The sequence below is a fragment of the Pseudomonas sp. FP2300 genome (genome assembly GCF_030687595.1).
GTDB lineage: Bacteria > Pseudomonadota > Gammaproteobacteria > Pseudomonadales > Pseudomonadaceae > Aquipseudomonas > Aquipseudomonas bijieensis.
Map to the genome: position 1 here is coordinate 5,363,631 of NZ_CP117440.1, position 22,374 is coordinate 5,386,004.

At 61.6% G+C, this 22,374-nt stretch carries 18 protein-coding genes; 16 read left to right on the top strand and 2 right to left on the bottom strand.

Translation table 11 applies throughout. From position 1 onward, the window contains the following. The first annotated feature begins 141 nt into the window (after positions 1–141). The 11 genes from PSH86_RS23785 to PSH86_RS23835 all read left to right on the top strand — a co-directional run bounded on the left by PSH86_RS23785 (position 142) and on the right by PSH86_RS23835 (position 12,721). Positions 142–993 (top strand): MIP/aquaporin family protein, encoded by an 852-nt coding sequence (locus PSH86_RS23785; RefSeq protein WP_163857031.1) that lies wholly within the window; start codon positions 142–144, stop codon positions 991–993. 78 nt (positions 994–1,071) lie between these two features. Then, on the top strand, positions 1,072–2,577 hold the full coding sequence (gene glpK, locus PSH86_RS23790) for a glycerol kinase GlpK (protein WP_109753836.1): 1,506 nt from the start codon (positions 1,072–1,074) through the stop codon (positions 2,575–2,577). A gap of 85 nt (positions 2,578–2,662) precedes the next feature. Beyond that, a complete protein-coding gene (locus tag PSH86_RS23795; RefSeq protein WP_109753835.1) occupies positions 2,663–3,418 on the top strand; it encodes a DeoR/GlpR family transcriptional regulator in 756 nt (251 codons plus the stop codon). A gap of 314 nt (positions 3,419–3,732) precedes the next feature. Then, a complete protein-coding gene (gene glpD / locus PSH86_RS23800; RefSeq protein ID WP_109753834.1) occupies positions 3,733–5,271 on the top strand; it encodes a glycerol-3-phosphate dehydrogenase in 1,539 nt (512 codons plus the stop codon). A gap of 450 nt (positions 5,272–5,721) precedes the next feature. After that, on the top strand, positions 5,722–6,636 hold the full coding sequence (locus PSH86_RS23805; RefSeq protein WP_109753833.1) for a glutamate/aspartate ABC transporter substrate-binding protein: 915 nt from the start codon (positions 5,722–5,724) through the stop codon (positions 6,634–6,636). Between the two features lie 190 nt (positions 6,637–6,826). Further along, the gene (locus tag PSH86_RS23810) at positions 6,827–7,573 is read left to right on the top strand and encodes an amino acid ABC transporter permease (protein ID WP_018614191.1); all 747 of its coding nucleotides are present in this window, start codon (positions 6,827–6,829) and stop codon (positions 7,571–7,573) included. Further along, positions 7,573–8,244, top strand: coding sequence for an amino acid ABC transporter permease (locus PSH86_RS23815; protein WP_109753832.1), 672 nt, complete (start codon positions 7,573–7,575; stop codon positions 8,242–8,244). The genes PSH86_RS23810 and PSH86_RS23815 overlap by 1 nt, the downstream gene beginning before the upstream one ends. Further along, positions 8,241–8,975, top strand: coding sequence for an amino acid ABC transporter ATP-binding protein (locus PSH86_RS23820; protein WP_003204983.1), 735 nt, complete (start codon positions 8,241–8,243; stop codon positions 8,973–8,975). Before PSH86_RS23815 ends, PSH86_RS23820 begins: the two co-directional genes overlap by 4 nt. A gap of 165 nt (positions 8,976–9,140) precedes the next feature. Beyond that, entirely contained in the window at positions 9,141–11,042 is a 1,902-nt protein-coding gene (locus PSH86_RS23825; protein WP_212801375.1) for an ATP-binding protein, read from the top strand. Positions 11,043–11,086: 44 nt separating this feature from the next. Continuing rightward, positions 11,087–12,367 carry a sigma-54 dependent transcriptional regulator gene (locus PSH86_RS23830; protein ID WP_233459560.1) on the top strand — a complete coding sequence of 427 codons (1,281 nt, stop codon included), beginning with the start codon at positions 11,087–11,089 and terminating at the stop codon, positions 12,365–12,367. Between the two features lie 24 nt (positions 12,368–12,391). Then, a complete protein-coding gene (locus PSH86_RS23835; protein WP_162893920.1) occupies positions 12,392–12,721 on the top strand; it encodes a GlpM family protein in 330 nt (109 codons plus the stop codon). Between the two features lie 10 nt (positions 12,722–12,731). Here PSH86_RS23835 and PSH86_RS23840 read toward each other — a convergent pair whose 3' ends face one another. Both PSH86_RS23840 and PSH86_RS23845 read right to left on the bottom strand, forming a co-directional pair. Then, on the bottom strand, positions 12,732–13,346 hold the full coding sequence (locus tag PSH86_RS23840; protein ID WP_163857024.1) for an NAD(P)-dependent oxidoreductase: 615 nt from the start codon (positions 13,344–13,346) through the stop codon (positions 12,732–12,734). A 261-nt stretch (positions 13,347–13,607) separates the two neighbouring features. Beyond that, on the bottom strand, positions 13,608–14,486 hold the full coding sequence (locus PSH86_RS23845) for an MBL fold metallo-hydrolase (protein WP_305485336.1): 879 nt from the start codon (positions 14,484–14,486) through the stop codon (positions 13,608–13,610). Positions 14,487–14,597: 111 nt separating this feature from the next. Here PSH86_RS23845 and PSH86_RS23850 point away from each other — a divergent pair, with 111 nt between their 5' ends. From PSH86_RS23850 to PSH86_RS23870, 5 genes are all read left to right on the top strand, one after another. Further along, positions 14,598–15,503, top strand: a complete 906-nt coding sequence (locus PSH86_RS23850) for a LysR family transcriptional regulator (protein WP_116833319.1) — start codon at positions 14,598–14,600, stop codon at positions 15,501–15,503. Between the two features lie 215 nt (positions 15,504–15,718). Then, positions 15,719–17,227, top strand: a complete 1,509-nt coding sequence (locus PSH86_RS23855; protein ID WP_305485338.1) for a sigma-54-dependent transcriptional regulator — start codon at positions 15,719–15,721, stop codon at positions 17,225–17,227. A gap of 337 nt (positions 17,228–17,564) precedes the next feature. Continuing rightward, complete coding sequence (gene gcvH / locus PSH86_RS23860) at positions 17,565–17,948, top strand: glycine cleavage system protein GcvH (protein WP_163857015.1); 384 nt, start codon at positions 17,565–17,567, stop codon at positions 17,946–17,948. Positions 17,949–17,958: 10 nt separating this feature from the next. Further along, positions 17,959–20,808 carry an aminomethyl-transferring glycine dehydrogenase gene (gcvP, locus tag PSH86_RS23865; protein ID WP_249015480.1) on the top strand — a complete coding sequence of 950 codons (2,850 nt, stop codon included), beginning with the start codon at positions 17,959–17,961 and terminating at the stop codon, positions 20,806–20,808. Positions 20,809–20,991: 183 nt separating this feature from the next. Further along, positions 20,992–22,368 carry an L-serine ammonia-lyase gene (locus PSH86_RS23870; RefSeq protein ID WP_109753822.1) on the top strand — a complete coding sequence of 459 codons (1,377 nt, stop codon included), beginning with the start codon at positions 20,992–20,994 and terminating at the stop codon, positions 22,366–22,368. Positions 22,369–22,374: the final 6 nt, after the last annotated feature.

A 22,374-nucleotide genomic window follows, 5' to 3' on the forward strand; every position in this document is an offset into this window, starting at 1 on the left:
TCTATATTTTTTCGAAACTGAAAGTAATATCGCAGGTCTCAAGCAGCAACCCGAGATCAGGATGGGGATCCTGCCTCGGCGCAGATGGCGCAATCGAGCTTTGTCGAAGGCGCAGCAAAACAACAAAAAACCGAGGTTTGAATGACAATTGCTTTACAACAGCCGTCCCTGCCCAGCCAATGCCTGGCCGAATTCCTGGGCACTGCCCTGCTGATTTTTTTCGGCACCGGCTGCGTCGCGGCGCTCAAGGTCGCGGGTGCGAGTTTCGGCCTGTGGGAAATCAGCATCATCTGGGGCGTCGGCGTCAGCATGGCGATCTATCTGAGCGCAGGCATTTCCGGCGCCCATCTCAACCCCGCGGTCAGCATTGCCCTGTGCATTTTCACTGACTTCGAGAAGCGCAAACTGCCTCTCTACATGGTTTCCCAAGTGGCCGGCGCTTTTTGCGGCGCCCTCTTGGTCTACACGCTGTACAGCAATCTATTCTTCGATTTCGAACAGTCCCGCCACATGATTCGCGGCACTGAAGCGAGCCTCGAACTGGCCTCGGTGTTTTCCACCTACCCGCACGCAGCGCTGTCCACCGGCCAAGCCTTTCTCGTGGAAGTGATCATCACGGCCATCCTGATGGGGGTAATCATGTCCCTGACCGATGACAACAATGGCTTGCCCCGTGGCCCATTGGCGCCGCTGCTGATCGGCCTGCTGATCGCGGTGATCGGCAGCTCCATGGGACCACTGACAGGCTTTGCGATGAACCCGGCGCGGGACTTCGGTCCTAAACTGATGACTTTCTTCGCCGGCTGGGGTGAAATTTCCCTCACGGGTGGACGCGACATCCCGTATTTCCTGGTGCCGATTTTTGCACCGATCGTGGGTGCGTGCCTCGGTGCCGCGGCCTATCGCGGCTTGATTGCCCGCCACCTGCCCAGCGCCATAACTGCTACAAAGGATGCAACACCTTCCATTGACGGTAAGCCCAGAACGTCCTGAATACAGTGGGCGCATGCTCCTGCCCCTTCAAGCGTGCGCCATGGTCTCTCCCTTTTTTTACGTCCCAAGGCAATCGACATGACCGACATACAGAACAAGAACTACATCATTGCCCTCGACCAGGGTACGACCAGCTCGCGCGCGATCATTTTCGACCGTGACGCCAACGTGGTCTGCACCGCCCAGCGCGAATTCGCCCAGCATTATCCGCAGGCCGGCTGGGTCGAACACGACCCGATGGAAATCTTCGCCACCCAGAGCGCGGTCATGGTCGAAGCCCTGGCCCAGGCTGGCCTGCACCATGACCAGGTGGCCGCCATCGGTATCACCAACCAGCGCGAAACCACCGTCGTCTGGGACAAGACCACCGGCCGGCCGATCTACAACGCCATCGTCTGGCAATGCCGCCGCAGTACCGAGATCTGCCAACAGCTCAAGCGCGACGGCCACGAGCAATACATCAGCGAAACCACCGGCCTGGTCACCGACCCATACTTCTCCGGCACCAAGCTCAAGTGGATCCTGGACAACGTCGAAGGCAGCCGCGAGCGTGCACGCAACGGAGAACTGCTGTTCGGCACCGTCGACAGCTGGCTGATCTGGAAATTCACCGGCGGCAAGGTCCACGTCACCGACTACACCAACGCCTCGCGCACCATGCTCTTCAACATTCACTCACTGGAGTGGGACGCGAAGATGCTCGACATCCTCGACATCCCCCGCGAAATGCTCCCGGAAGTGAAATCGTCCTCGGAGATTTACGGCCGCACCAAAAGCGGCATCGCTATTGGCGGCATCGCTGGTGACCAGCAGGCCGCTCTTTTCGGCCAGATGTGCGTGGAGCCGGGCCAAGCGAAAAACACCTACGGCACCGGCTGCTTCCTGCTGATGAACACCGGCGAAAAAGCCGTCAAATCCAATCACGGCATGCTCACCACCATCGCCTGCGGTCCCCGCGGCGAAGTGGCCTATGCCTTGGAAGGCGCGGTATTCAATGGCGGCTCCACGGTCCAATGGCTGCGCGATGAACTGAAGATCATCAACGACGCGCTGGATACCGAATACTTTGCCAACAAGGTCAAGGACAGCAACGGCGTGTACCTGGTGCCCGCCTTCACCGGCCTCGGCGCGCCGTATTGGGACCCTTATGCCCGCGGCGCGTTGTTTGGCCTGACCCGCGGCGTACGGGTCGATCACATCATTCGCGCGGCACTGGAGTCGATTGCCTACCAGACCCGCGACGTACTCGACGCCATGCAGCAGGATTCGGGTGAACGCCTCAGGGCCCTGCGCGTCGACGGCGGCGCGGTGGCGAACAACTTCCTGATGCAATTCCAGGCCGACATCCTGGGCACCCAGGTCGAGCGGCCGAAAATGCGTGAAACCACGGCCTTGGGTGCTGCCTACCTGGCCGGCCTGGCATGTGGCTTCTGGGGCAGCCTGGAAGAACTGCGCGGCAAAGCGGTGATCGAGCGCGAATTCGAACCGCAACTGGACGAACAGGCGAAGGAAAAACTCTACGCCGGCTGGCAGAAGGCGGTCAGTCGCACCCGTGATTGGGAGCCCCATGAAGACGCTGAATAAAACCCGATAAGGTTCTGAAACTGGTCGGGAGTGGATTCCTGCGGCATCATGGGCAAATTTTGTACGGCAGCCCAAAGGAAGCCCCATGAATCTGCCTCCCCGCCAGCAGCAAATTCTCGAACTGGTCCGCGAACGCGGCTATGTCAGCATCGAGGAAATGGCGCAGCTATTCGTCGTTACCCCGCAAACCATCCGCCGTGATATCAACCAACTGGCGGAAGTCAACCTGCTGCGCCGCTACCACGGCGGCGCCGCCTACGACTCAAGCGTGGAAAACACCGCCTACGCCATGCGCGCCGATCAGATGCGCGATGAAAAGCAACGCATCGCCGAAGCCATCGCCGCCCAGATCCCCGATCATGCCTCGCTGTTCATCAACATCGGTACCACCACCGAATCCATCGCCCGTGCGCTGCTTAATCACAACCATCTGAAAGTCATCACCAATAACCTGCACGTGGCTTCGATCCTCAGTGCCAAGGACGACTTCGAAGTCCTGATCGCCGGCGGCAACGTACGGCGTGACGGCGGCGTGGTGGGCCAGGCCAGCGTCGACTTCATCAACCAGTTCAAGGTCGACTTCGCCCTGGTGGGCATCAGCGGGATCGATGAAGACGGCAGCCTGCTGGACTTCGACTATCAGGAAGTACGAGTCTCCCAAGCCATCATCGCCAACGCCCGGCAAGTTATATTGGCCGCGGATTCCAGCAAATTCGGGCGTAACGCCATGGTCCGCTTGGGCCCCATCAGCCTGATCGATTGCTTGGTGACCGACCAGCAACCGGTGCCGGCTTTGGCGCAATTGCTGAGCCAACACAAGATTCGGTTGGAAGTGGTCTGACGACCTCCTCAATACCCTGTGGCAAGGGTGCTGTGGGAGCATGGCTTGCCCGCGATGAAGGCGACACAGTTTCTACATAGAACGAGGCGCCTGTTTCGCGAGCAAGCTTTTTCCCACAAATCCCTCTCGCCACAAAAGCGTGCCCAGGCACCTTCTCCCTTCCTTCCATGTTCGAAAATTTTCCTTTCAGCTTCTCTTGATCAGTATTTTCAATCGAAGTTGACTGGCTGTTGCCGTCTTTATGGGCTAGTATTTTCGCAAATGAACATTTATGTTCGAATTCAAATATTACGAAAAGAGCCCGAGGCCAGCCGATGCCCACTTCTACCTTGCCTACGCCCCCTCTCGCCGAGATCTACGACATCGCCGTCATTGGCGGTGGTATCAACGGCGTGGGGATTGCCGCGGACGCTGCCGGTCGCGGTCTTTCGGTGTTCCTTTGCGAAAAGGACGACCTGGCCAGCCACACCTCATCGGCCAGCAGCAAGCTGATCCACGGCGGTCTGCGCTACCTCGAACATTATGAATTTCGCCTGGTGCGTGAAGCGCTGGCCGAGCGCGAAGTGCTGCTGGCCAAGGCTCCGCATATCGTCAAGCAAATGCGCTTCGTGCTGCCTCACCGTCCGCACCTGCGTCCGGCGTGGATGATTCGCGCAGGCCTGTTTCTCTACGATCACCTGGGCAAACGCGAACAGCTCGCTGGCTCCAAGAGTTTGAAATTCGGTGCCGACAGTGCGCTGAAAAGCGAGATCACCAAAGGTTTCGAATACTCCGACTGCTGGGTCGACGACGCGCGGCTGGTGGTGCTCAACGCCATGGCCGCCCGGGAAAAAGGTGCGCATGTCCACACCCGCACCCGCTGCGTGAACGCCCGCCGCAGCAAAGGCCTGTGGCACTTGCACCTGGAGCGCGCCGACGGCAGCCTGTTTTCGATCCGCGCCAAGGCACTGGTCAACGCCGCCGGCCCGTGGGTCGCCAAGTTCATTCGCGATGACCTGAAGCTGGAATCGCCCTACGGCATTCGCCTGATCCAGGGCAGCCACCTGATCGTGCCGAAACTCTACGAAGGCGAGCATGCGCACATTCTTCAAAACGAAGACCAGCGCATCGTATTCACCATTCCGTACCTGAACCAGTTCACCCTGATCGGCACGACTGATCGCGAATACACCGGTGACCCGGCCAAAGTGGCGATCACCGAAGGCGAAACCGATTACCTGCTGAAGGTGGTCAACGCCCACTTCAAGAAACAGATCAGCCGCGACGATATCCTGCACAGCTATTCCGGCGTGCGTCCGCTGTGCAACGACGAATCCGACAACCCATCGGCCGTGACCCGGGACTACACCCTGGCACTGTCGGGTGGCGGTGAAGAGGCCCCCTTGTTGTCGGTATTCGGTGGCAAGCTGACCACCTACCGCAAACTGGCCGAATCGGCGATGGCGCAACTGAGCCCCTATTTCACGCAAATGCGTCCGAGCTGGACCGCCGTGGAAGCCCTCCCCGGCGGCGAAAACATGACCACCCCGCAGGCACTGTGCTCGGCGATCCGCGACAAGTTCGACTGGTTGCCAACCGAGATTGCCCGCCGCTGGGCCACCACCTACGGTAGCCGCACCTGGCGCATGCTCGAAGGCGTGCACAACCTGGGCGACCTGGGCGAACACATCGGCGCCGGCCTCTATACCCGCGAAGTCGATTATCTGTGCAGCGACGAGTGGGCCGTCGATGCCCAGGACATCCTGTGGCGCCGCAGCAAACTGGGCTTGTTCACCACTGCGGTCGAACAGGAGAAGCTGCAACAGTACCTGGACAAGGTCGAGCACAACCGTCGCAAGATCGAAGCGGCCTGAACAATAGACCGCGATACCAAAAGCCCCTGAATCCTGCGATTCAGGGGCTTTTTGCTCTCTGGCATACATCACTTATCCCTTGTGGGAGCGAGCCTGCTCGCGATAGCGGTATGTCAGCCCCTTAGATGTAGATGCTAATGCCTCATCGCGAGCAGGCTCGCTCCCACAGTGGTTTGATGTTGGGTGCCAGAGCCATTCGGTTTTCCGAACACGACCCGCCAGTCAGTTCGGCTAACCGGATGAAGCAGCCCGCATGAAACCTGAAACAAAACATTAATTACTAAATAAAACAACAAGTTAAACAGACCGCCCTGGCCTGGCACGAGTCATGCTCTACACTCCTGGAGACGAATGCCTGTTCGCCAACACAACAGGAGCTACCAGGCACTTCGAAGTACTCAGGGCCGACGAACCGGCCGAAATAAAAAAAACAATGTCGAGGAAACATCGATGCGTATCGTTCCCCATCTCCTGGGCGCAGCCATTGCTGCCGCTCTGATCAGCACTCCGGTTTTCGCAGCCGAACTGACCGGCACACTGAAAAAGATCAAAGAGTCCGGCGTTATCACGCTTGGCCATCGCGACGCTTCCATTCCGTTCTCCTACATCGCAGACGCTTCCGGCAAGCCTGTCGGCTACTCCCACGACATCCAGCTCAAAGTCGTCGAAGCGATCAAGAAAGACCTGGACCTGCCCAACCTGCAGGTCAAGTACAACCTGGTCACCTCGCAAACCCGTATCCCGCTGGTGCAAAACGGCACCGTGGACCTGGAATGCGGCTCCACCACCAACAACGTCGAGCGTCAGCAGCAGGTTGACTTCTCCGTTGGCATCTTCGAGATCGGCACCAAGCTGCTGTCCAAGAAAGATTCCAAGTACAAGGATTTCGACGACCTCAAAGGCAAGAACGTCGTGACCACCGCCGGCACCACGTCCGAGCGCCTGCTCAAGGCGATGAACGCCGACAAGCAGATGGGCATGAACGTCATCTCCGCCAAGGACCATGGCGAATCCTTCCAGATGCTGGAATCGGGCCGTGCCGTCGCGTTCATGATGGACGACGCCCTGCTGGCTGGCGAAGCCGCCAAGGCCAAGAAAGCCGATGACTGGGCCGTGACCGGTACGCCACAGTCCTACGAAATCTACGGCTGCATGATGCGCAAGGGCGACGAGCCGTTCAAAAAAGCTGTCGATGACGCCATCAAGGCGACCTACGCTTCGGGCGAGATCAACAAGATCTACGAGAAGTGGTTCATGCAACCTATCCCGCCAAAAGGCCTGAACCTGAACTTCCCGATGAGCGAAGAGCTCAAGAAATTGATCGCCAACCCGACCGACAAAGCGGCTGACGACAAGAAGTCCTGATTTCTGACTAACCTTATCTCCTGAAGGGGCCCGGCCCTTTCAGGGGATGGTCACTCCCTGCTGGCAAATCTGGAAACACTCGAACCGGTGGCTGTCGAGCCGATCGCGTGTGCCTGGCCTCCAAGCCGGGCGGGAACGGAGTTTCCCCAGGCGGGCACTTGTACATCGAACGATCTGAGGGGAGACCCTAATGAATTACAACTGGGACTGGGGCGTGTTCTTCAAGTCCACCGGCGTGGGCAGCGAGACCTATCTCGACTGGTACGTGGCCGGCCTGGGCTGGACCATCGCCATCGCCGTCGTGGCCTGGATCATTGCCCTGCTGCTGGGCTCGATTCTGGGTGTGATGCGTACCGTGCCGAACCGGCTGGTGTCGGGTATCGCCACGTGCTACGTGGAGCTTTTCCGTAACGTGCCGCTGTTGGTTCAGCTGTTCATCTGGTACTTCCTGGTGCCGGACCTGCTGCCCGCCGATATGCAGGAGTGGTACAAACAGGACCTGAACCCGACCACCTCGGCCTACCTGAGCGTCGTCGTGTGCCTGGGCCTGTTCACCGCCGCCCGGGTCTGCGAACAGGTGCGTACCGGCATCCAGGCGCTGCCGCGCGGCCAGGAATCCGCCGCCCGCGCCATGGGCTTCAAGCTGCCGCAGATCTACTGGAACGTGCTGCTGCCCCAGGCCTACCGGATCATCATTCCGCCGCTTACCTCGGAATTCCTCAACGTCTTCAAGAACTCCTCCGTGGCCTCGCTGATCGGCCTCATGGAACTGCTCGCGCAGACCAAGCAGACCGCCGAGTTCTCCGCCAACCTGTTCGAAGCCTTTACCCTGGCGACGCTGATCTATTTCACCTTGAACATGAGCCTGATGCTGCTCATGCGCATGGTCGAGAAGAAAGTCGCGGTGCCCGGCCTGATCTCCGTGGGGGGTAAATAATGGAATTCGACTTCACTGGCATCATCCCGGCCATTCCCGGTTTGTGGAACGGCATGGTGATGACCCTCAAGCTGATGGCCCTGGGCGTCGTCGGCGGGATCATTCTGGGGACGATCCTGGCGCTGATGCGCCTGTCCCACAACAAGCTGGTCTCCAATATCGCGGGCGCCTACGTCAACTATTTCCGCTCGATTCCGCTGCTGCTGGTCATCACCTGGTTCTACCTGGCGGTGCCGTTCGTGCTGCGCTGGATCACCGGCGAAGACACGCCCATCGGCGCGTTCGGCTCCTGCGTCGTGGCATTCATGATGTTCGAGGCGGCGTACTTCTGCGAAATCGTCCGGGCCGGCGTGCAGTCGATCCCCAAGGGCCAGATGGGTGCCGCCCAGGCGCTGGGGATGAATTACGGCCAGACCATGCGCCTGATCATCCTGCCCCAGGCGTTTCGCAAGATGACCCCGCTGCTGCTGCAACAGAGCATCATCCTGTTTCAGGACACCTCGCTGGTCTACACGGTCGGCCTGGTGGACTTCCTCAATGCTTCGCGGGCCAATGGCGACATCATCGGCCGCTCCAATGAGTTCCTGATCATCGCAGGTCTCGTGTACTTCACAATCAGCTTTGCCGCCTCGCTGCTGGTCAAGCGTCTGCAAAAAAGGTTCGCCGTATGATCTCTATCAAGAACATCAACAAGTGGTATGGGGACTTCCAGGTACTGACCAATTGCAGCACCGAGGTCAGCAAGGGTGAGGTTGTGGTGGTGTGCGGGCCATCGGGCTCGGGCAAATCCACGCTGATCAAATGCGTGAACGCCCTGGAACCGTTCCAGAAAGGCGACATCGTGGTCGATGGCACGTCCATCGCCGACCCGAAGACCAACCTGCCGAAACTGCGTTCGCGGGTGGGCATGGTGTTCCAGCATTTCGAACTGTTCCCGCACCTGACCATCACCGAAAACCTGACCATCGCGCAGATCAAGGTGTTGGGGCGCAGCAAGGAAGAAGCCACCAAGAAAGGCCTGCAACTGCTTGAGCGAGTCGGTCTCTCGGCCCACGCCCACAAGCACCCGGGCCAACTCTCCGGCGGCCAGCAACAGCGCGTGGCGATTGCCCGTGCGCTGGCGATGGACCCGGTGGTGATGCTGTTCGACGAACCGACCTCGGCCCTTGACCCGGAAATGGTCAACGAAGTGCTCGACGTGATGGTGCAACTGGCTCACGAAGGCATGACCATGATGTGCGTGACCCACGAAATGGGTTTCGCCCGCAAAGTGGCGAACCGGGTGATCTTCATGGACCAGGGCCAGATCATCGAAGACTGCAAGAAAGAAGAGTTCTTCGGCGACATCAGCGCCCGCTCCGAACGCGCGCAGCATTTCCTCGAGAAAATCCTGCAGCACTAAAAGCACGTTTGCGCAAAACCCTGTGGGAGCGAGCCTGCTCGCGATGACGCCGACACGTCAACATCGATGTTGAATGTAAGTCCGCTATCGCGAGCAGGCTCGCTCCCACAAGGGGATCGATGTCGGCATAAGGATTTGTGTTGTGGTTGACCCAAGGCATCTGTGATGAAATGCGACCCCACCCTCTATCGCGCCGCGCCGCCATCACTCGCCGTGAAACCCCGCCTGATTCGCCATCTGTTCCTGCCGCCCCTGGTCATTGCACTGATGATCGGCCTGGGTTACCTCGGCTTCTGGATCAGCGAACACTATGGCGTACGTGGCCTCGCCGAGAATGGCGAGCGCCAGTTGGAGCTGCACGCCCGTGCGGTCGAGAGCGAGATCAGCAAGTACACCTACCTGCCCAGCCTGCTGGAGCTTGAATCGAGCGTCTCGCAACTGCTCGACGACCCTACGCCCGAACATCGCAAGACCGTCAACGAATACCTCGAAGGCCTGAACCGCCGCAGCCGCAGCCGAGCTATCTACGTGATGGACACCACCGGCCGGGTGATGGCCACCAGCAACTGGCGCGACGTCGACAGTTACCTGGGCGAGGACCTGTCGTTTCGCGCCTATTTCCAGAACGCAGTACGCGGCCAGCCGGGGCGGTTCTACGGCATCGGCAGCACCAATGGCGAACCCGGCTATTACCTGGCCCATGGTCTGGAACAACAAGGCAAGATCATCGGCGTGGCCGTGGTCAAGGTGCGCCTCGAAGCCATGGAAGAGCGCTGGCAACGAGCACGACTGGAGGCCTTCGTCAGTGATGAGAACGGCATCATCATCCTGTCCAGCGACCCGGCGCGACGGCTCAAGTCGGTACGCCCGCTGAGCGACGACACCAAGGAACGCCTGGCCCGAAGCCTGCAATATTACTGGTTTCCGCTCAATGAACTGGTGCCCCTGGCCCGGGAGCGCCTGGCCGAAGGCATGGAGAAGCTGACCTTCCCGGCCAACAGCGAACTGGTGTCCGACGAGCGCGCCATCAGCTATTTGTCGCAGACGCGGCCCTTGAGCGATACCCCGTGGAATTTCACCCTGCTGACGCCCCTCGAAGACCTGCGGCGCCAGGCGATCAACCAAGGCATCCTGGTGGCCGTGGCGTTCGCCCTGGTGGCGTTCCTGCTGATCGCCTGGAACGAGCGGCGCAAGGTCATCGCCACCCGCCTCGCCGCCCGGGAAGCCTTGCAGGAGGCCAACAACCAACTTGAACGTCGGATTACCGAACGCACCACCGACCTGCGTGCCAGCAACGAACGACTCAAGGGCCAGATCCGCGAGCGGCGCCAGGCCGAAGAGACGTTGCGCCGAGCCCAGGACGAACTGGTCCAGGCCGGTAAACTGGCGGCCATCGGCCAGATGTCCACCAGTATTGCCCATGAACTCAACCAGCCGCTGGCGGCGCTGCGCACCTTGTCCGGCAATACCGTGCGCTTCCTGGAGCGCGGTCAGTTGGACATCGCCAGCACCAACCTCAATACCATCAACGATTTGATCGACCGCATGGGCCGGATCACCGCCAGCCTGCGCGCCTTCGCCCGGCGCGGCGATGACCAGGGCCGGGCGAGCCTGGGCAAGGCCGTCGAGGCGGCGCTGCAACTGCTGGCCGGGCGCCTGGAAAGCCTGGACATCCAAATCCACAGCGGCTTCGATGACGTCCAATTGCAAATCGACCAGACCCGCCTGGAGCAGATCCTGGTGAACCTGATCGGCAATGCCCTGGACGCCATGCAGACGCAACCCGAGCCGAAACTGTGGCTCGAAGGCCAGGCCGCCGATGGCAAATATCGCCTGCGGGTGCGGGACAATGGCCATGGCATCGATCCAGAGGCCCGCAAGCATTTGTTCGAACCGTTCTTCACCACCAAACCTGGCGAACAGGGGCTGGGCCTGGGCCTGACGCTCTCGGCGAGCCTGGCCGCCGCCGCTGGCGGGCACCTGGGCGTCGAGTATCCGCTTGAACGTGGCACCACATTTGTCCTCAGTTTACCGTTGGTAAGCCTTTCACCTGCCGAGCCGCTATGAACCACGACCTGAGCGTACTGATCGTCGAAGACGACCCCCACGTCCTGCTGGGCTGCCAGCAGGCCCTGAGCCTGGAAGACATTCCCTGCATCGGCGTGGGCAGCGCCGAAGAGGCCCTGGAGCGCGTCGACGATAACTTTGCCGGTATCGTCATCAGCGACATTCGCCTGCCGGGCATCGACGGCCTGGAGCTGCTGACCCGCCTCAAGGCGCGGGACCGCAGCCTGCCGGTGGTGCTGATCACCGGCCACGGCGACATCTCCATGGCCGTGGGCGCCATGCAAAAAGGCGCCTATGACTTCATGGAGAAACCCTTCTCTCCGGAACGCCTGGTGGACGTCGCTCGCCGCGCCCTGGAGCAGCGCAGCCTGGCCCGAGAGGTGTCATCGCTGCGTCGGCAATTGGCCGAGCGCGACTCCCTGGAAGGCCGGATCATTGGCCGCTCGCCGGCCATGCAGCACCTGCGGGCGCTGATCGCCAACGTCGCCGACACCTCGGCCAACGTGCTGATCGAAGGCGAAACCGGCACCGGCAAGGAACTGGTCGCCCGCTGCCTGCATGACTTCAGCCGCCGCCACGACAAACAGTTCGTCGCGCTGAACTGCGGCGGTCTGCCGGAGAACCTGTTCGAAAGCGAGATTTTCGGCCACGAAGCCAATGCCTTCACCGGCGCCGGCAAACGCCGGATCGGCAAGATCGAGCACGCCGATGGCGGCACGCTGTTTCTCGACGAAGTGGAAAGCATGCCCCTGCCCTTGCAGATCAAGTTGCTGCGCGTGTTGCAGGAACGCACCCTCGAGCGCCTGGGTTCGAACCAGAGCGTGGCCGTGGATTGCCGGGTGATCGCCGCCACCAAGTCCGACCTGGACGAAATGGGCCGGAATGGGCAGTTTCGCAGCGACCTGTATTACCGCCTAAACGTAGTGACCCTGGAACTGCCGCCCCTGCGCGAGCGGCGCGAAGACATCCTGCAACTGTTCGAACACTTCCTCCAGCAGTCGTCCCTGCGCTTCGACCGTACGGTGCCGGAGCTGGACAACCAGACCCTGTCGAACCTGATGAGCCACGACTGGCCGGGCAACGTGCGCGAGCTGCGCAACGTCGCCGAGCGCTATGCCCTGGGCCTGCCGGCGTTCAAGAGGTCCGGCGCCAGTGGCGCCAGCCAGGGCCTGGCCTTTGCCGAAGCAGTGGAAGCCTTCGAGCGCAACCTGCTGGTGGACGCCCTGCAACGCAGCGGTGGCAACCTGACCCAGGCCAGCCAGGAACTGGGCATGGCCAAGACCACGCTGTTCGACAAAGTCAAAAAATATGGCCTGAGCCATTAACCTAACGGTGAACGTGTGGACCTGATTTTCAAGGCGGCGCTAGGCGCAGCCGTGGTGGTCATTCTGGCGATGCTGGCCAAGACCAGGAACTATTACATCGCCGGGCTGGTGCCGCTGTTCCCGACCTTTGCCCTGATCGCCCACTACATCGTCGGCAAGGGCCGCTCGGTGGACGACCTGAAGACCACCATTGTGTTCGGCATGTGGTCGATCATTCCGTATTTCGTCTATCTCGCAACGCTGTACGTGATGGTCGACCGCATGCGCCTCGAAGCCTCATTGGCCGTCGCCGCCGTCGCCTGGCTGATGGCGGCGACGGTGCTGGTCACCGTTTGGGTGCGGGTTCACGGCTGATGCCTGTGGCTCAATAACCGACAGTAAACCGCGTGCGCGAAAACTGTGGCGTTTCCACTTCATCGATCATCGCGATGGCGTAGTCGGCAAAGCTGATCCAGCTGCGCCCGGCATCGTCGAACAGCAGGTGGTCCTTGCCGAGGCGGAATTGGCCGGTGCGTGCGGTTTCGACGAATTCCGCCGAAGGCGAAAGAAAGGTCCAATCCAGATCCTGTTCCTGGCGCAGTACATCCAGGAACAACGCACCGGCGCTGGCTTCTGCCAGGTATTCTTCCGGGAAGCCATCGCTGTCGATCACACGAGTGCCGTCCGGCAGCAGCAACGAGCCGGCCCCGCCGACCACCAGCAAACGCTTGACCCCGGCGGCCTTCACCGGCGCGATGAGCTTGTCGGCCGGTACGCTGGCAAAGTGAGCGGCACTGATCACCACATCATGCCCATCGATGGCCGCGATCAACGCCTCGCTGTCCAATACGTCCAGTTGCTTGCTGACCACCCCGGCCCTTTCGCCGATTTTCGCGGTATTGCGAGCGATGGCTGTCACGCTGTGGCCACGGCGCAGGGCCTCTTCCAACAGTTGGCTACCGGCACGCCCGGTGGCGCCGATGATTGCGATTTTGCTCATGATGTTCTCCTGTGATTACACATAGATGCGTTTGCTCGAAACGGACATGACAAGTCTTTTGACATGAACACCGTCGTGGCGAGGGAGCTTGCTCCCGCTCGGCTGCGCAGCAGCCGCAATACGGTTCATGCGGTGTGCCAGGTGCAACCCATTTGCTGGTTGGGGCCGCTTCGCAGCCCAGCGGGAGCAAGCTCCCTCGCCACAAAAGCGCTTCAGCAATGCAGATGCATTGGCTAAAGGCCCCACCACACAATCAGGTTGTCACCACTTCATCTCCCCCTTCGCCACCTTGGCACTGAGCTCCAGGGAACTGTCCTCACCCAGGCTCGGGTAGCGTTGCTTCATGGCGGCGATCAGCGCAGCGGAATCCTTGGCCTTGGCGGTTTCTTCATCGAAGGCCTTGATGTAGCCGGCGGTGAAGCGCACCGGGGACAGGGACCGGGCACTTTCACCCAGGTAATGGCCGGGGATCACAGTGTCCGGTTGCAGCTTTTCAATGCCTGCCAGCGTCGTCAGCCAATCCTTATGGGACTGTGGCGTCTGGGTGTCGGCCATCCAGACATGAATGTTCTCGGCCACCACCACGCCGCCAACCACCGCCTTGATCGATGGAATCCACACGAAACTGCGGTCCGGCTGCGGGCCATCGAGGCCGACGATCTGCAAGCGCTGGCCTTCCAGGGTGAGGCTGTCGCCCTTGAGTACCTGTGGCACGACAGCCTTGGCCGGTGCATCGGCCTTCAGGATCGGCCCCCAATATTTCAGCTTGCCGTCGACGGTTTGCTTGATGTGCTCGACGGTCGGCGCGGACGCCAGCACCTTGGCCTCAGGGAACGCGGCGGTGAGGGTTTCCAGACCAAAATAGTAGTCTGGATCGCCGTGGCTGATGTAGATAGTGGTCAGTCGTTTACCACTGGCGCGAATTTTTTCCACGACTTGGGCCGCCTGGGACTTGCCGAACTGGGCATCCACCAGGATCGCTTCTTTCTCACCGCTGACCAGTACCGAGGTCACCGGGAAGATCGCCGCCGCGCCAGGGTTGTAGACATCCAGCGTCAAGCTGGCCGCCCAGCTGTGGGCAGCGAATGCCATCGATGCGGTCGCCAGCAGCAGGTGCTTGAATGGGGTGAATACGGTCATGCTTGCTCCATTGTCCAAAGCCCGGAAGGGCATGAGACGGAGCTTAGTGGCCCAGTTCATTTCGAAAAATGCGATGATCCAACATAGTTTGTTTCTGAAATCGGGCAAATCATGGATCGTCTACAAGCAATGCGGGTATTCGTCACGGTGGTGGACCTGGGCAGCCAGTCGGCAGCCGCTGACCACCTGGACCTGTCGCGGCCGGTGGTATCGCGGTACCTGGCGGAGCTGGAAGACTGGGTCGGCGCCCGGCTGATGCACCGCACCACCCGCAAGCTGAGCCTGACCGCCGCCGGCCTGGAAACCCTGCCACGTTGCCGACAGATGCTGGAGCTGTGCGGTGACATGCAAGCGGCGGTCAGCACCCCGGACGACGCGCCACGAGGCATGCTGCGCATCAGTGCCAGCACCTCGTTCGGCCAGGCCCAACTGGCCAGTGCCATGGCCGAATACGTCAAGCGCTACCCTGGGGTGAGCGTCGACCTGCAGATGCTCGACCGCACCGTGAACCTGGTGGACGAGCGCATCGACCTGGCGATCCGCATGAGCAACGACCTGGACCCGAACCTGATCGCCCGCCGCCTCACGGTCTGCCGTTCGGTGATCTGTGCCTCGCCCGGTTACCTGCGCGACCACCCGACACCGCAGCGGGTCGAGGAGTTGAGTCGGCACAACTGCCTGACCCACTCCTACGTCGGCAAGAGCCTGTGGCATTTCGAGCAGGACGGCGAGCAGGTTTCGGTGCCGGTGCAGGGCAACATCAGCGCCAACGAGGCCAGCACGCTGCTGCGGGCCACCATGGCCGGTGCCGGCGTGGCGATGCTGCCCAGCTATCAGGCCGGCGCCCACATCAAGAACGGCGAACTGATCCGCCTGCTGGCCCACGCCGAACCCCGTCGGATGAACATGTACGCGGTGTATGCGTCACGCAAGCACATGCCCTCGGCGCTGCGTAGCCTGCTGGATTTCCTGGTGCTGAAGTTTCCCGAGACGCCGGAGTGGGATGTTGGGTTGTAACCGATATTTGCCACAATGCCCCCTGTGGGAGCGAGCCTGCTCGCGATAGCGGTGTCTCAATCAATAAAAGGTGACCGAACCTCCGCTATCGCGAGCAGGCTCGCTCCCACATCAGGGAATCTGTTATGGCCTCAAGCTTTGCGCCAGGATTTCACCAATAGCCCGCCCCAAGGCATACTTGCCACCCTCCGCAGTCCAGAACCCAAAACCGCCCCATGCGTATCCACGTCAGTTTCATCGACCGCGTCGGCATCACCCAGGAAGTCCTGGCCCTGCTCGGTGGGCGCAATCTCAATCTGGATGCGGTGGAGATGGTGCCGCCCAACGTCTACATCGACGCCCCGACCCTCAGCCCGCAAGTGCTCGACGAGTTGCGCGAAGCACTGTTCAGCGTGCGCGGCGTGCAAGCGGTCACCGTGGTGGACATCCTGCCCGGACAACGTCGACACTTGCAGCTCGATGCCCTGCTCGCCGCCATGACCGACCCGGTGCTGGCCCTGGACAGCGCTGGCAACATATTGCTGGCCAACCCGGCGCTGATCGCCCTGTACGGGCGCGAACCGGCCGGGGAAAGCGTCGCCGAGCTGTTCGGGGACGAGACCCTTTTGGGCGCTCTGCTGGAGAATGGTTTCCGCCTGCCACTGCGGGAAATCACCCTCAACGGCCAGACCTTTCTGCTCGATGCCACGCCCATCACCGACGCTGGCGCTTTGCTGACGCTTTATCAGCCGAACCGCATCGGCGAACGCCTGTCGGCGCTGCACCACGACCACGCCGAGGGCTTCGACGCGCTGTTGGGCGAATCTCCGGCGATCCGCACCCTCAAGACCCGGGCCCAGCGGGTCGCAGCGCTTGATGCACCGCTGCTGATCCAGGGCGAAACCGGCACTGGCAAGGAACTGGTGGCCCGGGCCTGCCACGCCATCAGCGCCCGTCACAGCGCGCCGTTCCTGGCCCTGAACTGCGCGGCGTTGCCGGAGAACCTGGCCGAAAGTGAACTGTTCGGCTACGCCCCCGGCGCCTTCACCGGCGCGCAACGGGGCGGCAAGCCAGGGCTGATGGAGCTGGCGAACCAGGGCACGGTGTTTCTCGATGAAATCGGCGAGATGTCGCCGTACCTGCAAGCCAAGCTGCTGCGCTTCCTGAACGATGGCAGCTTCCGTCGGGTCGGCGGCGATCGGGAGATCAAGGTCAACGTGCGCATCCTCAGCGCCACCCATCGCAACCTGGAGAAAATGGTCAGCGAAGGCTCGTTTCGCGAGGACTTGTTCTATCGGCTGAACGTGCTCAATGTCGAAGTCCCGCCGCTGCGTGAACGCGGCCAGGACATCCTGCTGCTGGCGCGTTACTTCATGCAACAGGCCTGCGCGCAGATCCAGCGCCCGGTCTGCCGCCTGGCCCCAGGCACTTACCCGGCGCTGCTGGGCAACCGCTGGCCGGGTAACGTGCGGCAATTGCAGAACGTGATCTTCCGCGCCGCCGCCATCTGCGAAAGCAGCCTGGTGGATATCGGCGACCTGGACATTGCCGGCACCTCCGTGGCGCGCCAGGGCGATGTGGAAGTCGAAAGCCTGGAGCAGGCCGTGGAAAGCTTCGAGAAGCACCTGCTCGAAAGCCTCTACGTCAACTACCCCTCCACCCGCCAACTCGCCAGCCGCCTGCAAACCTCCCACACTGCGATTGCCCATCGGCTGCGCAAGTACGGCATTTCCAACAAGCCATAAGCCCACCCTCCCACATTTGGCCAGCGGCATATTTGAAACCGAGCCAAAAACGACCTCCACCTGTACTGAAAGCGCTACAGCGGAACGATATCGCTACAGCCGCTGCCAAACAGCGCAAACTAAGGCTTTGATCCCACAACGATTTTTTCCAGGCGCTCAGCTGTAGCGATTTCGCTACAGTCAAGTCGATCCATGCCTCAACGAAACGACTCAACTCATTGATCTATAAGCCATTAGCAACATTGGCCGCATTCTTGCTATGGGTATTGCCATTCGGCCGGGCCAAGTCCCGTGCCTTCTTCGCGTCCACCAGACGAATCTGGCCCCAGGAGTTTCCATGAGCGAGTTGCGTTTCACTGAAGATCACGAATGGCTGCGCACCGAAGCCGACGGCAGCGTTACCGTCGGTATTACCGCGTTTGCGCAGAACGCCTTGGGCGATGTGGTCTATGTTCAGTTACCGGAACTGCAAAGCTACGACAAGGGTGCCGAGGCCTCCACCGTGGAATCGGTGAAAGCGGCCAGCGGCGTCTACATGCCATTGGACGGTGAAGTGCTCGAAGTGAACCCGGCCCTGGAAAGCAATCCGGAACTGGTCAACGAAGATCCGCTGGGCGAAGGCTGGTTTTTCCGCTTCAAGCCCGCCGACCCCGCTCAAGTTGGCCAACTGCTGGACCAGGACGCCTACGACCGTCTGATCAAAGCCAACGCCGAAGCCTGAGGAGCGCAACATGACCGTTAATCTCGGCACCGCCAACGAATTCATCGCCCGCCACATCGGCCCGCGTGCCAGCGACGAGCAAGCCATGCTCGAGCGCCTGGGCTACGACTCACTGGAAGCGTTGAGCGCCAGTGTCATCCCGGAAAGCATCAAGGGCACCAGCGTGCTGGACATGGGCGACGGCCAGAGTGAAGCCGATGCACTGGCCTCGATCAAAGCCATTGCCGCCAAGAACCAACTGTTCAAGACCTACATCGGCCAGGGCTACTACAACTGCCACACGCCGGCACCGATCCTGCGCAACCTGCTGGAAAACCCGGCCTGGTACACCGCCTACACGCCGTATCAGCCGGAAATCTCCCAGGGCCGTCTCGAAGCGCTGCTGAACTTCCAGACCCTGATCAGCGACCTCACTGGCCTGCCGATCGCCAACGCTTCCTTGCTCGACGAAGCCACCGCCGCCGCCGAAGCCATGACCTTCTGCAAGCGCCTGAGCAAGAACAAGGGCAGCAACGCCTTCTTCGCCTCCGTACACAGCCACCCGCAAACCCTCGACGTGCTGCGCACCCGTGCCGAGCCCCTGGGCATCGACGTGGTGGTGGGCGATGAGCGCGAACTGAGCGATGTCAGCGGTTTCTTCGGCGCACTGTTGCAGTACCCGGCCAGTAACGGCGACCTGTTCGACTACCGCGAACTGACCGAGCGCTTCCACGCCGCCAACGCCCTGGTGGCCGTTGCCGCTGACCTGCTAGCCCTGACCCTGTTGACCCCACCCGGTGAGTTCGGTGCCGACGTCGCCATCGGCAGCGCCCAGCGCTTCGGCGTACCACTGGGCTTCGGTGGCCCGCACGCGGCGTATTTCTCCACCAAGGACGCCTTCAAGCGCGACATGCCGGGCCGTCTGGTCGGTGTTTCCGTGGACCGTTTCGGCAAGCCGGCCCTGCGCCTGGCGATGCAGACCCGCGAGCAACACATCCGCCGCGAGAAAGCCACGAGCAACATCTGCACCGCCCAGGTGCTGCTGGCCAACATCGCCAGCATGTACGCCGTGTACCACGGTCCCAAGGGCCTGGTGCAAATCGCCAACCGCATCCATCACCTGACCGCGATCCTCGCCAAGGGCCTCGGCGCGCTGGGCCTGAGCGTCGAGCAAGTGAGCTTCTTCGACACCCTCACCTTGCGCACTGGTGCGCAAACCGCCGCCCTGCACGACAAGGCCCGCGCCCAACGCATCAACCTGCGCGTAGTAGACGCTGAACGCCTGGGCCTGTCCCTGGACGAGACCACCAGCCAGGCCGACGTCGAAGCGCTGTGGAACCTGTTGGCCGACGGCAAGCCGCTGCCAGACTTCGCCGCACTGGCCTCCAGCGTGCAAAGCTGCATCCCGGCCGAACTGGTGCGCCAGTCGGCGATCCTCAGCCACCCGGTGTTCAATCGCTACCACTCCGAAACCGAGCTGATGCGCTACCTGCGCAAGCTCGCCGACAAGGACCTGGCCCTGGATCGCACCATGATCCCGCTGGGTTCCTGCACCATGAAACTCAACGCCGCCAGCGAAATGATCCCGGTGACCTGGGCCGAGTTCGGCGCCCTGCACCCGTTCGCTCCAGCCGAGCAAAGCGCCGGCTACCAGCAACTGACCGACGAGCTGGAAGCCATGCTCTGCGCCGCCACTGGCTATGACGCGGTGTCGCTGCAGCCCAACGCTGGTTCCCAGGGCGAATACGCCGGTTTGCTGGCGATCCGCGCCTATCACCAGAGCCGTGGCGAAGAACGTCGCGACATCTGCCTGATCCCGTCCTCGGCCCACGGCACCAACCCGGCCACCGCGAACATGGCCGGCATGCGCGTGGTCGTGACCGCCTGCGATGCCCGCGGCAACGTCGACATCGAAGACCTGCGGGCCAAGGCAATCGAGCACCGCGAACACCTCGCGGCGCTGATGATCACCTACCCGTCCACCCACGGTGTGTTCGAAGAAGGCATCCGCGAAATCTGCGGCATCATCCATGACAACGGCGGCCAGGTGTACATCGACGGTGCCAACATGAACGCCATGGTCGGCCTCTGCGCCCCGGGCAAGTTCGGCGGCGACGTGTCGCACCTGAACCTGCACAAGACCTTCTGCATCCCCCATGGCGGTGGCGGCCCGGGCGTTGGCCCGATTGGCGTCAAATCGCACCTGGCACCGTTCCTGCCGGGTCATGCCAACATGACGCGCAAGGAAGGCGCGGTGTGCGCGGCGCCGTTCGGCAGCGCGAGCATCCTGCCGATCACCTGGATGTACATCCGCATGATGGGTGGCGCGGGTCTCAAGCGTGCCTCGCAACTGGCGATCCTCAACGCCAACTACATCGCCCGACGCCTGGAAGAGCATTACCCGGTGCTCTACTCCGGCAGCAACGGCCTGGTCGCCCACGAATGCATCCTCGACCTGCGCCCGCTCAAGGACAGCAGCGGTATCAGCGTCGATGACGTGGCCAAGCGCCTGATCGACTTCGGTTTCCACGCCCCGACCATGTCGTTCCCGGTGGCCGGCACGCTGATGATCGAGCCGACCGAAAGCGAATCCAAGGAAGAACTGGACCGCTTCTGCGAGGCCATGATCTGCATCCGCGAAGAAATCCGCGCGGTGGAAAACGGCAGCCTGGACAAAGACGACAACCCGCTGAAAAACGCCCCGCACACTGCAGCGGAAATCGTCGGCGAGTGGACCCACCCTTACACCCGCGAACAGGCGGTGTACCCAGTGGCGTCGTTGGTCGATGGCAAATACTGGCCGCCGGTGGGCCGGGTCGACAACGTGTTCGGCGACCGCAACCTGGTCTGCGCCTGCCCGTCGATCGAAAGCTACGCTTGACCTGAATGGAGGGCGATCTACCAGCCCTCCAAATCTCCTGTGGGAGCGAGCCTGCTCGCGATAGCGGCGTAACAGCCAATAGATGTTGCCTGACAATCCGCTATCGCGAGCAGGCTCGCTCCCACAGGATCCATGTCAGACCTTAAACCGTCGATCCCCATAAAAAGAAACCGGAGAAACACCATGTCGTTAAGCGTGTTCGACCTGTTCAAGATCGGCATCGGCCCTTCCAGCTCCCATACGGTCGGCCCGATGCGTGCCGCCGCCCGTTTCGCCGAAGGGTTGCGTCGTGATGACCTGCTCAATGTCACCACCAGCGTCAAAGTCGAGCTCTACGGCTCGCTCGGCGCCACCGGCAAGGGTCACGGCAGTGACAAGGCCGTGCTGCTGGGCCTGGAAGGTGAACACCCCGATACCGTGGACACCGAGACCGTCGACAGTCGCCTGCAAGCGATTCGCAGCAGCGGTCGGCTGAACCTGCTCGGCGAGCACTCCATCGAATTCAATGAAAAACTGCACCTGGCGATGATCCGCAAGCCGCTGGCTTTTCACCCCAATGGCATGATCTTCCGCGCCTTCGATGCCGCAGGCCTGCAAGTGCGCAGCCGCGAGTACTACTCGGTGGGTGGCGGTTTTGTCGTCGACGAAGGCGCGGCCGGCGCCGACCGTATCGTCGAAGACGCCACGCCCCTGACCTTCCCGTTCAAGAGCGCCAAGGACCTGCTGGGCCATTGCACCACCTATGGCCTGTCCATCAGCCAGGTGATGCTGACCAACGAAAGCGCCTGGCGCCCCGAAGCCGAAACCCGCGCCGGCCTGCTGAAGATCTGGCAGGTGATGCAGGACTGCGTGGCGGCGGGCTGTCGCAACGAAGGGATTCTGCCGGGCGGGCTGAAGGTCAAGCGCCGGGCCGCGGCGCTGCATCGCCAATTGTGCAAGAACCCCGAAGCCGCCCTGCGCGACCCGCTGTCGGTACTGGACTGGGTCAACCTGTACGCCTTGGCAGTCAACGAAGAAAACGCCTATGGCGGGCGCGTTGTCACCGCCCCTACCAATGGGGCGGCAGGCATCATCCCGGCAGTGCTGCATTACTACATGCGCTTTATCCCTGGTGCCAGCGAAGATGGCGTGGTGCGGTTCCTGCTGACCGCCGCCGCCATTGGCATCCTGTACAAGGAAAACGCCTCCATCTCCGGTGCCGAAGTCGGCTGCCAGGGTGAAGTCGGCGTGGCCTGCTCCATGGCCGCCGGAGCCCTGTGCGAAGTGCTCGGTGGCAGCGTGCAGCAAGTGGAAAACGCCGCCGAGATCGGCATGGAACACAACCTCGGCCTGACCTGCGACCCGATCGGCGGCCTGGTGCAGGTGCCGTGCATCGAACGCAACGCCATGGGCTCGGTGAAAGCCATCAACGCGGTGCGCATGGCCATGCGCGGCGATGGGCATCACTTCGTCTCCCTCGACAAAGTCATCCGCACCATGCGCCAGACGGGCGCCGACATGAAAAGCAAATACAAGGAGACCGCCCGCGGCGGTCTGGCGGTCAACATCATCGAATGCTGACGCGCA

Excerpts from the sequence above, each read along its gene's own strand:
- PSH86_RS23810 (WP_018614191.1), top strand. The coding sequence starts at position 6,827 with ATGAATTACAACTGGGACTGGGGCGTGTTCTTCAAGTCCACCGGCGTG.
- PSH86_RS23855 (WP_305485338.1), top strand. The coding sequence starts at position 15,719 with ATGCGTATCCACGTCAGTTTCATCGACCGCGTCGGCATCACCCAGGAA.
- PSH86_RS23785 (WP_163857031.1), top strand. The coding sequence starts at position 142 with ATGACAATTGCTTTACAACAGCCGTCCCTGCCCAGCCAATGCCTGGCC.
- gcvH (WP_163857015.1), top strand. The coding sequence starts at position 17,565 with ATGAGCGAGTTGCGTTTCACTGAAGATCACGAATGGCTGCGCACCGAA.
- PSH86_RS23815 (WP_109753832.1), top strand. The coding sequence starts at position 7,573 with ATGGAATTCGACTTCACTGGCATCATCCCGGCCATTCCCGGTTTGTGG.
- PSH86_RS23820 (WP_003204983.1), top strand. The coding sequence starts at position 8,241 with ATGATCTCTATCAAGAACATCAACAAGTGGTATGGGGACTTCCAGGTA.
- PSH86_RS23850 (WP_116833319.1), top strand. The coding sequence starts at position 14,598 with ATGGATCGTCTACAAGCAATGCGGGTATTCGTCACGGTGGTGGACCTG.
- PSH86_RS23840 (WP_163857024.1), bottom strand. The coding sequence starts at position 13,346 with ATGAGCAAAATCGCAATCATCGGCGCCACCGGGCGTGCCGGTAGCCAA.
- gcvP (WP_249015480.1), top strand. The coding sequence starts at position 17,959 with ATGACCGTTAATCTCGGCACCGCCAACGAATTCATCGCCCGCCACATC.
- PSH86_RS23870 (WP_109753822.1), top strand. The coding sequence starts at position 20,992 with ATGTCGTTAAGCGTGTTCGACCTGTTCAAGATCGGCATCGGCCCTTCC.
- PSH86_RS23795 (WP_109753835.1), top strand. The coding sequence starts at position 2,663 with ATGAATCTGCCTCCCCGCCAGCAGCAAATTCTCGAACTGGTCCGCGAA.
- glpD (WP_109753834.1), top strand. The coding sequence starts at position 3,733 with ATGCCCACTTCTACCTTGCCTACGCCCCCTCTCGCCGAGATCTACGAC.
- PSH86_RS23825 (WP_212801375.1), top strand. The coding sequence starts at position 9,141 with ATGAAATGCGACCCCACCCTCTATCGCGCCGCGCCGCCATCACTCGCC.
- PSH86_RS23845 (WP_305485336.1), bottom strand. The coding sequence starts at position 14,486 with ATGACCGTATTCACCCCATTCAAGCACCTGCTGCTGGCGACCGCATCG.
- PSH86_RS23805 (WP_109753833.1), top strand. The coding sequence starts at position 5,722 with ATGCGTATCGTTCCCCATCTCCTGGGCGCAGCCATTGCTGCCGCTCTG.
- glpK (WP_109753836.1), top strand. The coding sequence starts at position 1,072 with ATGACCGACATACAGAACAAGAACTACATCATTGCCCTCGACCAGGGT.